The sequence below is a fragment of the Acinetobacter sp. NRRL B-65365 genome (genome assembly GCF_001605865.1).
GTDB classification, from domain to species: domain Bacteria; phylum Pseudomonadota; class Gammaproteobacteria; order Pseudomonadales; family Moraxellaceae; genus Acinetobacter; species Acinetobacter vivianii.
Map to the genome: position 1 here is coordinate 95,350 of NZ_LRPD01000022.1, position 13,497 is coordinate 108,846.

The window sequence follows — 13,497 nt, forward strand, 5'->3', positions numbered from 1 at the left end:
GGCTTCTTAATAAATCAAAGCTGCCTTTTTAAAAGGCATGCATGGATAATCTACAAATATATTGTTGGGGATCTAAAGGATAGTTTTTAATTAGTTTTAAGAAAACAGCCTGATCACCCTGATACAAAGCACGAGTTGCTTCTTCGTAATTGGGCATGTTGCCTAACATCGCCGACATAAAGCGATCAGTGGCTTGCTTGGCAAGCATGATATTGCTTTCAGATGCTGGGTCATTCAATTCCTTATCTATCAGCTTTCGAATCACGGCTGATGCACTGGCACTCTGTTGGTCTAACCAGTCCCAATGTTTTTTTTGTAAAGTAATTTCACGAGAGATAACGCCGAGCTTCGGTCGCCCAACTTTTTTTGCTGGCTCTGGCTCGCTATAACGTTGTTGGATTTCTTGTTCAGAACCAGAAAGATCAAGATCAATTTGTCGACCAGTTTGATCATTGAAAATCAAAATATTCTCGGCAGTTTCAGAAAGATGTTTGAGCTTTAATGCAATGTCAGGAAGTTGCGCTTGAGCAATCAGCGTGTGACCTGAAAAAGCAGTATAGGTATTTTGAGTATTCATTTTATTTAAATAGTTTTATACGGGTAAAATAATATTATCAGGGTAAAAATAAATTAGCAAACAAATTCATTCATCTTCTAAAAGCAACCTGAACTCGTTGGGGTAAATTTTGCAAACCAATATAAAAAATTATGCAGATAGAATGCCAATTTTCATTTTTATTCTGCTTTGATAACGCTTTTATGAGACAATGTTTCTTTATTTATGTGTATAAGGTCTCCCATGATTGAGCAATCTCCTGAATCTTTAAGCGATATCGAAGTTTTAGACATTTTACAGTCTATGAAAAAAGATAAGCTGGATACGGAAGCAAATGAGATTATCCGTAATGGGGGGAAAGCTGGTCGTCAAGAAGCACATAAACAAGCTTTGGTTGCACTGAATACAAGTTTTGAAGACAAGTTCGTTGAAGCTGTAACATTGGCATTAGGTTTAAATTCAGGCCAAGCTAAAAAAATTCGTTATAAAAAAGACCGTATTCGCATTTTAAAAGCGCGTGGAATTGATTATTTAGCTATTGATGGTGCAGAAACTGCACAGGTGCTTGCTCAGGTTGCACAGGCTATTGGTCGTGAAGATGCGACGGTGACTCATGACTTGCACAATATTTTTCCATTTTGGAAAGAAGGCTGGCCAATGGTTCAATTCGACAATGCGTACAAGATTTTGGCAGAAGATATTACCATCCATTATCAAGCGACTTTGGATACATTGTTGGCACAACTCGGCGGAAACTAAGCGCGGATAGTAGCCCGTTCTGCTCATCGTCAAACATAACAAGGATTGTTAGTTTATGAGTTCATTTCCTCGTATTCCACCTGAAGCATTAAATGTATTACGTGAAGGGCAGTTGATTGATGCCATCAAGATTACACGTGAGCAAACAGGATTGGGTTTAAAGGAATCAAAAGATTTAATCGATCAGTATTTGCAAGAACACCCACAAGAACAGGCCCATGTGCAGGAGCAGTTGGCGCAGAAAAGTCGTGGTGGAATAAAGGTTATTGTCTTTATTATTGTGATATTGGCTGTTCTGATTTGGTTTGTAATGAAATAAATAAAGCCCGTAAATCGGGCTTTTATTTTTGATCTTTGCTTAGTCTTCGGAAGTGGTGAGAGACTCATTTTCCTGACTTGGTAAAACTTGTGTAACAAGTAATTGGTCAATTTTATAATGGTCAATATCGACCACTTCAAACTTGAATCCAGCATATTCTACGGCATCAGCAGGACGCGGAATCTTACGTAGGCGATACATAATAAAGCCAGCAATAGTTTCGTAATTCTCATTTTCAGGAAACTCTTCAATTTCCAGAACATGTTTGACGTCTTCAATTGGTGTGCCGCCATCAATCAACCAAGAATGATTGTCGCGTTTAATAATCTGCTGTTCTTCATCCATTGGAGTGACCCAGTCACCCATGACTGTGATCATGATATCACTCAGAGTAATCACACCAACAACCAAGGCATATTCATTAATGACGACCGCAAATTTCTCTTTGGTTGAGCGGAAGCGGTCTAGCAATTCTGACAAAGTTAAGGTATCTGGAATCATTAACACATTACGAATGGTTGATTCATTTAGTTGCGTAAAAGACTGTTTATTGAGAATACGGACCAGAATATCTTTGGCGTCTACATAGCCGATCACCTGATCAATATGTTCATTACAAACTAGAAATTTTGAATAAGGATATTCACCCAGTTTTTGACGAATACTATCTTCAGGTTCTGTTAGGGTAAAAAACACCACATTTTCACGCGTGGTCATACTTGAAGGAACAGTACGTTCTTCGAGTTCAAACACGTTTTCAATAAAATGATGTTCTTGCTTTTGTAAAACCCCAGCTTGTGCACCTGCATCCATGACTGCTGAAATATCATCAAAGGTAATATTGTCGTCACGAATGGTATTGACCTTGAATAAGCGGAATAACAGATTGGCAATCGCATTGATGCCCCATGCCAACGGCTTGCAGATTTTAATAAAAATCTGAATCGGCTCGATCACGCTAATGGCAATTTTTTCTGGCGCAATCATTGCCAGACGTTTTGGCATAAGATCGGCAAATAAAATGAATAGAGAAGTGACCATGGTGAAGGAAAGGGCAAAACCAATCGTCTCTAACCAAGGGCCTGAATAAACCCGTACAATCAGGTCAACGAAGAAAGGCCGGAAGGCTGCTTCACCGAGAATACCACCTAGGATTGCAACTGCATTTAAACCAATTTGCGAGGCTGCGAAGAAGTCAGCTGATTGTTCTTGTAGATCTAAAACTTTTTGTGCGCGGGTTTCGCCAGATTCGGCCAAAATTTTTAATTTAACTTTTCTAGCGCCAGCGAGAGCAATTTCTGTGAGTGATAAAAAGCCTGCTGCTGAAATAAGCAGGGCGATAACAATAATATTTTGGAAGAGACTCACACATCACCTGTGTTGCATATTATTATGAATATGTTGTAACACAAAAAAGAACAGAGGTAATCAAATCATTACCTCGTTATAACAATTTCGCTTAAGAAACAAGCATATCCATAGGGAATTAAATATTATTATAGAGCAATATTTTAGTATTGTGAAAACTGTGAGTTATTTAAGAGAAATTCACGATTCTCTTCCTCAATCATCTGTCGTGCAACAAACAGGATAAGCTGTCTTAACCAACGATGTGCAGGATGATGATGCAGTAAAGGACACCAAGCCATTTTTAATTCAAATTCAGGAATATAAAATGGAGGATCCTTTATAACCAGTTTTGGATTTTGTGTTTGCAAACGTGCCATACGTGTTGGCAAGGTCGCAATTAAATCTACATTTTGTGCTAACAACGCTGGCATTTGATAGTGACGGGTAAACACTGAAATTTTACGGCGTTGACCAATACGTTCTAAAGCCTGATCAATCCAGCCAAGACCTGCCTGTTTATCTGGATTCACCCCGAAGCCCACACCCATTCCTGTTTTTGAGACCCAGATATGCTGTGCATCTAAATAGCTTTTCAGGTTTAAGTGAGTTACAGCAGGGTGTTTGTCATTTAAGATACAGCTAAAGCTATCGCGCCAGACCAGAACCTGATGGAAACTTTGTGGAATTTCATTGAAGCGGTTAATGGCGAGATCAACTTTACCTTGCTCCATGTCTCGATAGGACACGTCACTTGGCGTTAAGAAATCCAGTACTACATTTGGCGCTTCCGAACGCAACGCCTTGACAAGGCGAGGCACTAATGTTGCTTCGGCATAATCCGAAGTCATGATACGAAACACGCGAGTACTGGTATAAGGACGGAATTCGGTACGCGGCTCTAAAATCATGGAAAGATCTGACAGCGCATCGCGAATACGAGGTTGTAATTCCAATGCACGTTCAGTAGGCGTCATGCCTTCAGAAGAGCGAATCAGTAGGGGATCATTAAATAAGTTACGTAAACGACGTAAAATATTACTCATCGCAGGCTGGGTAACACCGAGTTGCTCTGCGGCGCGTGTGACATTTTTTTCACGAAGAAGTACGTCAAGATAAATTAATAAATTAAGATCGACCCGCTCCAGATTCATAAAAAAAATACCGAAAATAAAATCCTTAAATTGTGTTGAATTATGACATATCTAAAGCCTTTTGTGTAACTTAATCCTACATAAAAGCAACAGCCATAAGGTGTGTCATGGAACTTGGCACATCCAGTTAATTTATTAAATTCAGATTGGTTGATTTTAGCTCAATTACTTGTTTGGAGCAGGCATAAAACAGGGTAGAAATTTATATCTTTTTACGATTTGAACGTCTGTTTTTCCGTATTTTTTGAACTGATCAGTCTAGAAAAATGGCCTGAAATAGGCTTTTTACACATTTTTGTGTATCTTGAAAATTAATTAAAAACAATGATTTATTTTGTATTTTTGAAGATTTTGATAAAAGCCTATACATACATTTTCTAAGAAAATACCGAAGATTAAGCCAGAATATTGGATAAATCGCTTGCCAAAGACTAAGCTTTGATTCATGTTGATGAGGCGCTTGAAATCTAGACTAAATAAAATCAGGATTTTTAGCCCCCGTTCGATGCCAATCCTCAAAGGAATAGATCATGACTACATATCAAACAGCGATTGATGCAATCCGCGAATTAAAAGCAAAATTTGGCAATACTTGGGCAGATATTAGTCCTGAAGATGCTGCTCGTATGCAACTACAAAACCGTTTCAAAACTGGTTTAGACATTGCTAAATACACAGCTGCGATTATGCGTCGTGATATGGCTGCTTATGATGCCGATTCTAGCAAATATACTCAATCATTAGGTTGCTGGCACGGTTTCATCGCACAACAAAAAATGATTGCGAACAAAAAATACTTCGGTACAACTGAACGTCGCTATATCTACCTTTCTGGTTGGATGGTTGCTGCACTTCGTTCAGAATTTGGTCCACTTCCTGACCAATCAATGCATGAAAAAACATCTGTTCCTGCTTTGATCGAAGAAATCTACACTTTCTTACGTCAAGCTGATGCAAAAGAATTAAACGATTTATTCCGTGCACTTAAAAAAGCACAAGAAGCAGGCGATACTGCTAAAGCAGCTGAAATCACTGCTCAAATCGACAACTTTGAAACTCACGTTGTGCCAATTATTGCTGACATCGACGCTGGTTTCGGTAACGAAGAAGCGACTTACTTACTTGCTAAGAAAATGATCGAAGCTGGTGCATGTGCACTTCAAATCGAAAACCAAGTATCTGACGCAAAACAATGTGGTCACCAAGCTGGTAAAGTAACTGTTCCACACGAAGACTTCATCGCTAAAATCCATGCATTACGTTATGCATTCTTAGAAATGGGTCTTGATGACGGTATCATCGTTGCGCGTACTGACTCTGAAGGCGCTGACTTGACTCAAAAAATCCCAGTGGTTAAAGAGCCAGGCGACATCGCTTCTCAATATATCAGCTACTTAGACACAACTGAAATTGACATCGCTGATGCTCAAGAAGATGAAATCCTGATCAAGCGTGATGGTAAATTACATCGTCCTAAGCGTTTAGCTTCTGGCTTATATCAGTTCCGTCCCGACACTCAAATTGACCGTGTTGTACTTGACTGTGTATCTAGCCTTCAAAATGGTGCTGATCTTCTTTGGATCGAAACTGCGACTCCAAACGTAGAAGAAATCGCTCACATGGTTAACCGTGTACGTGAAACAGTTCCAAATGCGAAGCTTGTTTATAACAACAGCCCATCATTCAACTGGACTTTAAACTTCCGTCAACAAGCTTACGATCGTTGGGTTGCTGAAGGTAAAGACGTTTCTGCTTACGACCGTGCTAAATTAATGAGCGCTGAGTATGACAATACTGAATTAGCTGCTGATGCTGATGCTAAGATCCGTACTTTCCAAGCAGACGCTTCTCGTGAAGCGGGTGTGTTCCATCACTTGATCACACTTCCGACTTACCACACTGCTGCTCTTTCTACGCATGAGCTTGCACAAGGTTACTTCGGTACTGAAGGTATGTTGGCTTATGTTGCTGGCGTACAACGTAAAGAAATCCGTGGCGGTATCGCTTGTGTTAAACACCAAGCAATGGCGGGTTCTGACATCGGTGATGATCACAAAGAAATCTTCTCTGGTGACAACGCACTTAAAGCACATGATGATGCTAAAAACACAATGAACCAATTCGCTGCTCACTAAGCACTGAACTGATTCAAAAAGACCCTGCGAAAGCAGGGTTTTTTATTGTTTAAAGGTTTAAAGAATGCATGGTTCAAAATAAATCTTTGATTTAGGAAGGGTGAGAAACAGTTTTTTATGATTATAAATGAGCAGAAGTGTTGTATTTGAAAAATGAATAAAGATAGGTGAGCGAGGTTTTTATTTATTAGAGAAATGGATGCTAAAAGAATGATAGAAAGGGGCGAACTGTTGAAAAATATAGATATAAAAAAACTGCTCATCAAGAGCAGTTTTTTTTATTGAAGAAATAAAAACTTATTTCTCAACACCTGCTGGTTGACCTGCAAGTTTAGCATTTGCATAGTCCCAGTTTACTAAGCTTTCTAAGAAAGTCGCGATGTATTTTGGACGTAAGTTACGGAAGTCGATGTAGTAAGCATGCTCCCAAACGTCGATTGTCAATACAGCGATTTGACCGTGAGCAAGTGGGGTGTCTGCATTGGCAGTTTTAGTAATAGATAATTTACCGTTTACTTCGTCAGCAACTAACCAAGCCCAACCTGAACCGAATTGAGTTGTTGCAGCAGCAGTGAATTCTTCTGCAAATTTTTCGTAGCTACCAAAAGCTTCTTCGATTTTCGCTGCAATCGCGCCTGTAGGTTTACCACCACCGTTTGGCTTCATGCTGTTCCAGTAGAACGTGTGGTTCCATACTTGAGCAGCATTGTTGAAGATACCTGCTTTAGATGCATCACCAGCAGAAGCTTTGATGATTTCTTCTAAAGTTTTGCCTTCAAGGTCAGTACCTTTGATTAAGTTGTTTAAGTTAACAACATAAGTATTGTGGTGTTTGTCGTGATGGTATTCTAAAGTTTCGCGAGTGATATGTGGCGCTAGATCATCATAGCCATATGGAAGTGCAGGTAAAGTAATGGTTGTCATGTTTCATTCCTTGCAAATTTGCTGGGTTTTACATTAAGTGCTTTTATTGTAAATGATTCTGCATGCAATAGGGCAGTCTTTTAATACACAAAATATGCAAAAAATTTCCATCTGAGACATATACCATACACAAGATAGAATTAGAGCCAATGGATCTTTAAGTTTATTTTTTTGATGACTCTAATCTACCTTGATCAAGAATAAATTTTTAACTTTATTATTTAAAATCAATTTTTTATTGCTTTTAATGCCTCATGGTAGCGGCGATTGACCTCCTTCCAATCCACGACGTTATAAAATGCAGCAATATATTCAGGGCGACGGTTTTGATATTTTAGATAATAAGCATGTTCCCATACGTCCAGTCCTAAAATAGGGGTATGACCATGCATTAGTGGAGAGTCCTGATTGGCGCTGCTTTCTACTACAATTTTACCTTCAGGCGTCACACTCAACCATGCCCAACCACTTCCGAAACGGCTAATCGCCGCTTTGGTAAAGGCATCCTTGAATGCATCAAAGCCACCGAGTTGCTGATCAATCGCTTCCGCAATATCACCTGTAGGTGCTCCGCCACCTTGTGGGCTCATGACCGTCCAAAACAGTGAGTGATTGGCATGTCCGCCAGCATTATTGATGACCATGTTTTTAAGCTCAGCAGGAACTTCATTGACTTTGGCAACCAGTTCTTCCACTGAAAGTTTTTCCCATTCTGTGCCTTCAATTGCGCCATTAATATTATTGATATAGGTCTGATGGTGTTTACTATGATGAATTTCCATTGTCTTGGTATCAATATTGGGCTCGAGTGCATCATAAGCATAAGGAAGTGCAGGTAAAGAATAGGCCATGTGTTTGATTCCTTTTGTAATCAATGTAGTTTTATAACGATGGATTAAAGCGCTTTTATTATTTGTTTAAATGCAAATGATAATCAATACATTTATTGGCTACTTTTTTATCGGTGAAAATGGATTAAAAATAAATTTTATTTATAGGTTGGATAGGGGGGGTGAGTAAATGGTGTAAAGCGTGTACCTATTTACGCTTTAAAATCTGGCTGTAGGATGTATAGGGATTTGTGATCAGCAGATAATTGATGTGCTTGGTACTTGAGAATTGGCGAAATGCAATTGAATGAAAAGAGTCTCACTCAATTGCATAAACTTGAGAAAGTTTAGATCGGATTGTTGAGTTCAAAATACTCAGATTCAATGGCAAACTGCGTTGCAATTGCTTGTGCTAAACGCTGCACACCATAACGTTCAGTCGCATGATGACCACAAGCAAAATAGTGAACACCTAATTCTTTGGCTTCATAGAAAGTACGTTCACTGACTTCACCAGAAATATAGGCATCGCAATTTTCTTGCGCTGCTTTGCTAATAAAATCCTGAGCTGCGCCTGTGCAAAAGCCTACTTTTTGGATCATCGTTTTATCAGTTGGCAGATGAATAATGTCAAAATCAAAAATAGCCTGTAATTTTGCCTTGAATTGCTCAGGGCTCAATGCATTGTCTAGATAAGCAATATTGCCAATTGGATGTTTTTCCGATGTATCCAGTGCTTCAAGATTTTGCAAACCGATGAGATCAGCAATCGCTGCGTTATTGCCCAAGCTTGGATGCGCGTCTAAAGGCAGATGATAGGCAATCAAAGAAATATTATTTTGAATCAGTTTTTTAATGCGATTGCCACGCATGCCTGTAATCGGGTAGGGTTCGCCTTTCCAGAAATAGCCGTGATGAACCAGTAAGGCATCTGCCTGTTGAGCAATGGCTGCATCAATTGCATCTTCAGAAGCGGTCACAGCACATAAAATTTTATTGACCTCGGCTTTGCCTTCAATTTGTAAGCCATTTGGTGCATAGTCTTTAAACTCATTTGCTTTTAAAGTTTGATTACACCAGTGCACAATATCATGCAAATTTGCCATGCGATTCCTCAAATGATTAACAGCTTTTATAGACCTCAATAAAAACATATTTTTAAATGTAACTAAAGCTAGACAAAACTTTTTTAACTTTTGCATTGATTTTAAGCAATTTACTTTACAATAGTGGAAACTTCCAGTTCTTCAATAAATTACGTTCATAACATAATTTCGCCTAGAGGATAATAGACGTGCGCCGTGCATTTACATGGTTACCTTGGGTATTACTCATTCTTGTTATATTTAGTTTTCTGGCTTGGCAGAAATCACATCAACCGAAACCAACTGTTGCGGCTGATGGGGTAAAAATGCCCGCAGAAAAGGTTGAGCCTCTCATTGATACATCACGTGCAGGTGGGGTGGTTTCCTATAGTGCTGCGGTCAAAGTGGCTGCGCCTGCCGTGGTGAATATTTTTACCACGCAGAAAGTAAAACAGATGAATCATCCATTATTGAATGATCCTGTATTTCGCGAGTTCTTTGGCAATCAAGTGCCGCAACAGCCTCAAAATGAAAACAGTCTGGGTTCTGGGGTGATTGTACGTGCTGATGGTTATATCCTCACCAATAATCACGTGATTGCTCAGGCTGAACATATTGTGGTGGCGCTGCATGATGGTCGCCGTGCTGAAGCGAAAGTGATTGGTACAGATCCTGATACGGATTTGGCTGTGATCAAGATCGAGTTAGATAAATTGCCAGTTTTACCGTTTAAATTGAGTGGTAACGAAGTGGGTGATGTGGTGCTCGCGATTGGTAATCCATTTGGTGTTGGTCAAACCGTCACCCAAGGGATTATCTCAGCGACGGGGCGTTCTGACTTGGGGATCAATACCTATGAAGACTTTATTCAAACCGATGCAGCAATTAATCCAGGTAACTCTGGTGGTGCATTGATTGATGTGGCGGGGAATCTGATTGGTGTTAATACAGCAATCTTCTCTCAGTCTGGAGGTTCATTGGGGATTGGTTTTGCGATTCCTGCGAAGGTTTGTCAGCAAGTCCTTAATTCAATCCTGAAAGATGGTCGTGTAGTGCGTGGCTGGTTAGGCATTAGTTTAATTCCAAATAATCTTGATGAAGATGTCTTGGCTGCTAAACCGATTGGTGTCACAGTTGCTGATGTATTGCGTGAAGGGCCATCAGATGTAGCTGGAATTAAACGTGGTGACAAGATTATTCAAGTCAATAACGAGCAGATTTCTTCCGCTTCACATTTAATCAACTATGTGGCTCTACAAGACCCAGGAAGCTTGATCGATGTGGTTGTTGAGCGTGAAGGGAAGCAGCAAACCTTACAGGTGAAAGTGGGCGAGCGTAAAGTCCAGCAAAATGCACAATCTCAATATATTCCGTTGCCGAAACATCAGTAATAAAATTGATGGTTTCTATCCAATCAGGGTCGCTTAAAGCGGCCCTTTTTGTAGGTACAATAAAAAAGCTTGCTGACGATGAGGTCAGCAAGCTTTTTGCGTTTTGTAGGTTTTTTATTTTTCATTAAACCATTCAATTTTTATCTTTTTATGACAATTTTTTGATCATTAGATGACAAGTGTAAAACACTGACATACTTGTTTAGTGTGCACAGAAGGCTTGATTGAAATATTCAAACAGATCAGGTGTTTGAAACCAGATCAAGATTGAAAAACTGATTAAACAAAGCACACATCCAATCAGTAGAATTTTAAAGTTTCGTTCAATATTAGTCATGAATAACAGCCTCTTCATTCACGAAAAGATGAATCACTACACCAAAAGCACTTAACAGCAAACAGGCAAGCCAGATCATATTGTAGTTGCCTGCGAGATCATGATTGATACCACCTAACCAGCCACCAAAGAATGAACCGATTTGATGGGTAAAAAACACAATGCCGCTCAACATTGATAAGTATTTTACTCCAAACATATTGGCAACAATACCATTGGTTAATGGCACGGTTGAAAGCCATAACAATCCCATGATGATCCCAAAGCTATAAACGGTAAATACACTGAGTGGTAATAACAGGAAGGCAATGATCGCGATACCACGTAGCCCGTACAGTAACATCAGCAGTTTAGGTTTTGAATAACGATCGCCTAACCAGCCAGCTCCATAGGTCCCAACAATATTAAATAGACCCACTAGTGCCAAGAATATAGTGCCTGTAGTGGCATCAAAGCCATGATCGATCAAATAACCCGGTAAATGCACACCTAGAAATACCACTTGGAAACCACAAACCAGAAAACCTAAGGATAACCACCAAAAAGGTTTGTGCTTGCTGGCAATTTCTAAAACCTGTTTAAAGCCGAGACTGGGTTGATTCAGTGCTTTCGGTGCTGTTGAAGTAGGGGATTTTAATAACCATGCCAAAGGAACAATGAATGCAATCGCGAATGCACTGACGAGGAGTGCGGAGGACCAGCCAATGCTTTTAAGTAACAGCAAGGTTGATGGCAACATGATAAATTGACCGAATGACCCTGCCGCACTGGCAATCCCCATCACCATACTGCGTTTTTCTGGCGGGGCCGCACGACCAACGGCTGAAAGCAGCACGGTAAATGAGGTTGCCGATAAGGCTAATCCAATCACAAGCCCCAAGCTGAGATTAAGCAACAATCCTGTCGAGCTAAATGCCATCATGATCAAGCCGATGGCATAGAGTAAACCACCTGCTGCAACCACTTTCTTGGTGCCATATTTATCTGCAATTGCGCCTGTGAAGGGTTGTGCCGCACCCCAAATTAAATTTTGTAAGGCGATGGCAAAACTAAAAATATGATGTCCCCAGCCAAATGCATCACTCATTGGGACAAGGTATAAGCCAAAGCCATGACGTACGCCGAGAGAAAGTGCAAGGATCAGTGCACTTCCGATCAACATATAAATCAACTGTTTCGAAAATTGTTGGTTTGACATTGTTGTTATGATCATGGAATAAGTGAAAAGTATTTTAAAATACTTCTGTTTATATTTCGATTCTAAAAAGCGATTAGAGTTCTATTTGTTTGAACAGCTTGTTTCCCTTTAAAAAATTTCAGAAAATAAAAAAAGCAGCGGATGCTGCTTTTTTATGAGCGAAGACTTTTAGAATCGATAGCCGACACCGACATAGGTGATTAATGGATCGATATCAATTTTGGTATTGGCACGGATCAACTCTTTGCCTGTATTGGAGTCTGAAATAGTGATTTTTGCATCGCTACTCATTGGTGCATACGTGACAGAACCTACAGCAAACCAGTTTGGATTAAAATCATAAGTCGCGCCTAGAGTCGCCATTGGTGCCCATGCATCATCAGCTTCAACTTTAATTTTAGGGTTGGCTGAGGAGGTCTTGCCATCAAGTGCAGCGCCTGCTTTGTTGTCGAGTACGTTCTGGATCATATGACCAGCAGCAACTAGATCATTGCTCACATTTCCATCGAGTTTTAAATGGGTGAAATGAGCATACATAACCCCTACACCAATGTAAGGTCTAAATTTATTAACGCCTGATTTACCAAATTGATAATGAATTTCTGCAGCGGGTAACCATGCAGTTGCTGAAGCAGCTTTTTTACTTTGTGATAGATTGGTAATAGGAATATCTTTTTTAAGAGGTAAATCACCTCCAATAATTAATCCAGCATCAATGATTCCCGCAACTTTCCCTGGTGTATCTGTACCCGTTAAAGGCGCGTAAATTTGTCCTTCGCCTTTGATATCAACTTTTGGCGGGATGCCTGCTTTAACTTCAAGTGAAATATTATCGGTAAAGAAATAATTTGCCATTATGCCTAGCGTATCAACATTATCGGCGGTTAATCCCGTTCCTTGGGCTTGCCAATTAGATAGGCCATTAATAGTCGCTTCACCAGCAACCTCACCGTTTAAATATCTTTTTCCATCAGAACCTTCATGGGTGATAATCGGTTTTGTGATTATATTGTTGACTAAACCCTCTAGCTTATCGTGTTTGGTCTTACCATCGGCAGTGGATTGATCTATGGCACCCAGAACTGAGTCCACGGTGATATCACCAACTTTAGATTTTGTTCCTTCAGCTACACTAGTATTGATATTAATTGGATTACCATTTCCTTGTGGCATGGCGTGCAGCCAACCAGCGGAAACCGAAAAACGTTTAAACCCATCACCATCTTTTAAACTAAAATAAGGTGAGTTTGCGAAAGTAATTGTTGGTAGGGCACATAAGCCTGTAAGCAGGCAAGCAAATGACTTCTTCATCATCTCGGGACTCCATGTCCTAAAGTTTGTAAGGATTTTTCTTGCGCCCACGATAACTCTTTTTTAAAACTGCTTTGTTTAGTTAAAATAAATAATTGTTATGCTTGTGAAATTTTTTGTTTAATTTAAATAAATTAATGAAGGAATTATG

General features: G+C 39.7%; 12 protein-coding genes. 4 read left to right on the forward strand and 8 right to left on the reverse strand.

All coding sequences use genetic code 11. The features are described 5' to 3' along the window. Positions 1 to 28: 28 nt before the first annotated feature. On the reverse strand, positions 29 to 577 hold the full coding sequence (locus tag AWW72_RS09885; RefSeq protein ID WP_005258754.1) for a DUF2239 family protein: 549 nt from the start codon (positions 575 to 577) through the stop codon (positions 29 to 31). Positions 578 to 799: 222 nt separating this feature from the next. Between AWW72_RS09885 and AWW72_RS09890 the strand changes: the two genes are divergently transcribed. Continuing rightward, a complete protein-coding gene (locus AWW72_RS09890; protein ID WP_004773643.1) occupies positions 800 to 1,315 on the forward strand; it encodes a hypothetical protein in 516 nt (171 codons plus the stop codon). A 55-nt stretch (positions 1,316 to 1,370) separates the two neighbouring features. Further along, a complete protein-coding gene (locus AWW72_RS09895) occupies positions 1,371 to 1,634 on the forward strand; it encodes a ribosomal protein L7/L12 (RefSeq protein WP_004773642.1) in 264 nt (87 codons plus the stop codon). Positions 1,635 to 1,673: 39 nt separating this feature from the next. Here the strand turns inward: AWW72_RS09895 and paeA are convergent, their stop codons facing one another. Further along, entirely contained in the window at positions 1,674 to 3,002 is a 1,329-nt protein-coding gene (paeA, locus tag AWW72_RS09900; protein ID WP_004773640.1) for a polyamine export protein PaeA, read from the reverse strand. Between the two features lie 143 nt (positions 3,003 to 3,145). Next, positions 3,146 to 4,135, reverse strand: a complete 990-nt coding sequence (locus AWW72_RS09905) for a LysR family transcriptional regulator (protein ID WP_004773639.1) — start codon at positions 4,133 to 4,135, stop codon at positions 3,146 to 3,148. A 530-nt stretch (positions 4,136 to 4,665) separates the two neighbouring features. Between AWW72_RS09905 and AWW72_RS09910 the strand changes: the two genes are divergently transcribed. Continuing rightward, entirely contained in the window at positions 4,666 to 6,270 is a 1,605-nt protein-coding gene (locus tag AWW72_RS09910; protein WP_004773636.1) for an isocitrate lyase, read from the forward strand. 297 nt (positions 6,271 to 6,567) lie between these two features. Here the strand turns inward: AWW72_RS09910 and sodB are convergent, their stop codons facing one another. The 3 genes from sodB to AWW72_RS09925 all read right to left on the reverse strand — a co-directional run bounded on the left by sodB (position 6,568) and on the right by AWW72_RS09925 (position 9,130). Next, positions 6,568 to 7,194 (reverse strand): superoxide dismutase SodB, encoded by a 627-nt coding sequence (gene sodB / locus AWW72_RS09915; RefSeq protein ID WP_004670542.1) that lies wholly within the window; start codon positions 7,192 to 7,194, stop codon positions 6,568 to 6,570. Between the two features lie 227 nt (positions 7,195 to 7,421). Further along, positions 7,422 to 8,045, reverse strand: a complete 624-nt coding sequence (locus AWW72_RS09920; RefSeq protein ID WP_062847210.1) for a superoxide dismutase — start codon at positions 8,043 to 8,045, stop codon at positions 7,422 to 7,424. A 326-nt stretch (positions 8,046 to 8,371) separates the two neighbouring features. Then, a complete protein-coding gene (locus AWW72_RS09925; protein WP_062847211.1) occupies positions 8,372 to 9,130 on the reverse strand; it encodes a Nif3-like dinuclear metal center hexameric protein in 759 nt (252 codons plus the stop codon). A gap of 188 nt (positions 9,131 to 9,318) precedes the next feature. On the opposite strand from AWW72_RS09925, the gene AWW72_RS09930 reads away from it, so the two are divergent. Next, the gene (locus AWW72_RS09930) at positions 9,319 to 10,500 is read left to right on the forward strand and encodes a trypsin-like peptidase domain-containing protein (protein ID WP_004773630.1); all 1,182 of its coding nucleotides are present in this window, start codon (positions 9,319 to 9,321) and stop codon (positions 10,498 to 10,500) included. Positions 10,501 to 10,829: 329 nt separating this feature from the next. Here the strand turns inward: AWW72_RS09930 and AWW72_RS09935 are convergent, their stop codons facing one another. Together AWW72_RS09935 and AWW72_RS09940 are read right to left on the reverse strand one after the other, a co-directional pair. After that, the gene (locus tag AWW72_RS09935; RefSeq protein WP_502686078.1) at positions 10,830 to 12,050 is read right to left on the reverse strand and encodes an MFS transporter; all 1,221 of its coding nucleotides are present in this window, start codon (positions 12,048 to 12,050) and stop codon (positions 10,830 to 10,832) included. Between the two features lie 153 nt (positions 12,051 to 12,203). Continuing rightward, on the reverse strand, positions 12,204 to 13,349 hold the full coding sequence (locus tag AWW72_RS09940) for an OmpW/AlkL family protein (protein ID WP_062847213.1): 1,146 nt from the start codon (positions 13,347 to 13,349) through the stop codon (positions 12,204 to 12,206). Positions 13,350 to 13,497: the final 148 nt, after the last annotated feature.

Coding starts and splice junctions, on each gene's coding strand:
- AWW72_RS09885 (WP_005258754.1), bottom strand. CDS start 577: ATGAATACTCAAAATACCTATACTGCTTTTTCAGGTCACACGCTGATT.
- AWW72_RS09890 (WP_004773643.1), top strand. CDS start 800: ATGATTGAGCAATCTCCTGAATCTTTAAGCGATATCGAAGTTTTAGAC.
- AWW72_RS09895 (WP_004773642.1), top strand. CDS start 1,371: ATGAGTTCATTTCCTCGTATTCCACCTGAAGCATTAAATGTATTACGT.
- AWW72_RS09905 (WP_004773639.1), bottom strand. CDS start 4,135: ATGAATCTGGAGCGGGTCGATCTTAATTTATTAATTTATCTTGACGTA.
- AWW72_RS09910 (WP_004773636.1), top strand. CDS start 4,666: ATGACTACATATCAAACAGCGATTGATGCAATCCGCGAATTAAAAGCA.
- sodB (WP_004670542.1), bottom strand. CDS start 7,194: ATGACAACCATTACTTTACCTGCACTTCCATATGGCTATGATGATCTA.
- AWW72_RS09920 (WP_062847210.1), bottom strand. CDS start 8,045: ATGGCCTATTCTTTACCTGCACTTCCTTATGCTTATGATGCACTCGAG.
- AWW72_RS09925 (WP_062847211.1), bottom strand. CDS start 9,130: ATGGCAAATTTGCATGATATTGTGCACTGGTGTAATCAAACTTTAAAA.
- AWW72_RS09935 (WP_502686078.1), bottom strand. CDS start 12,050: ATGATCATAACAACAATGTCAAACCAACAATTTTCGAAACAGTTGATT.
- AWW72_RS09940 (WP_062847213.1), bottom strand. CDS start 13,349: ATGATGAAGAAGTCATTTGCTTGCCTGCTTACAGGCTTATGTGCCCTA.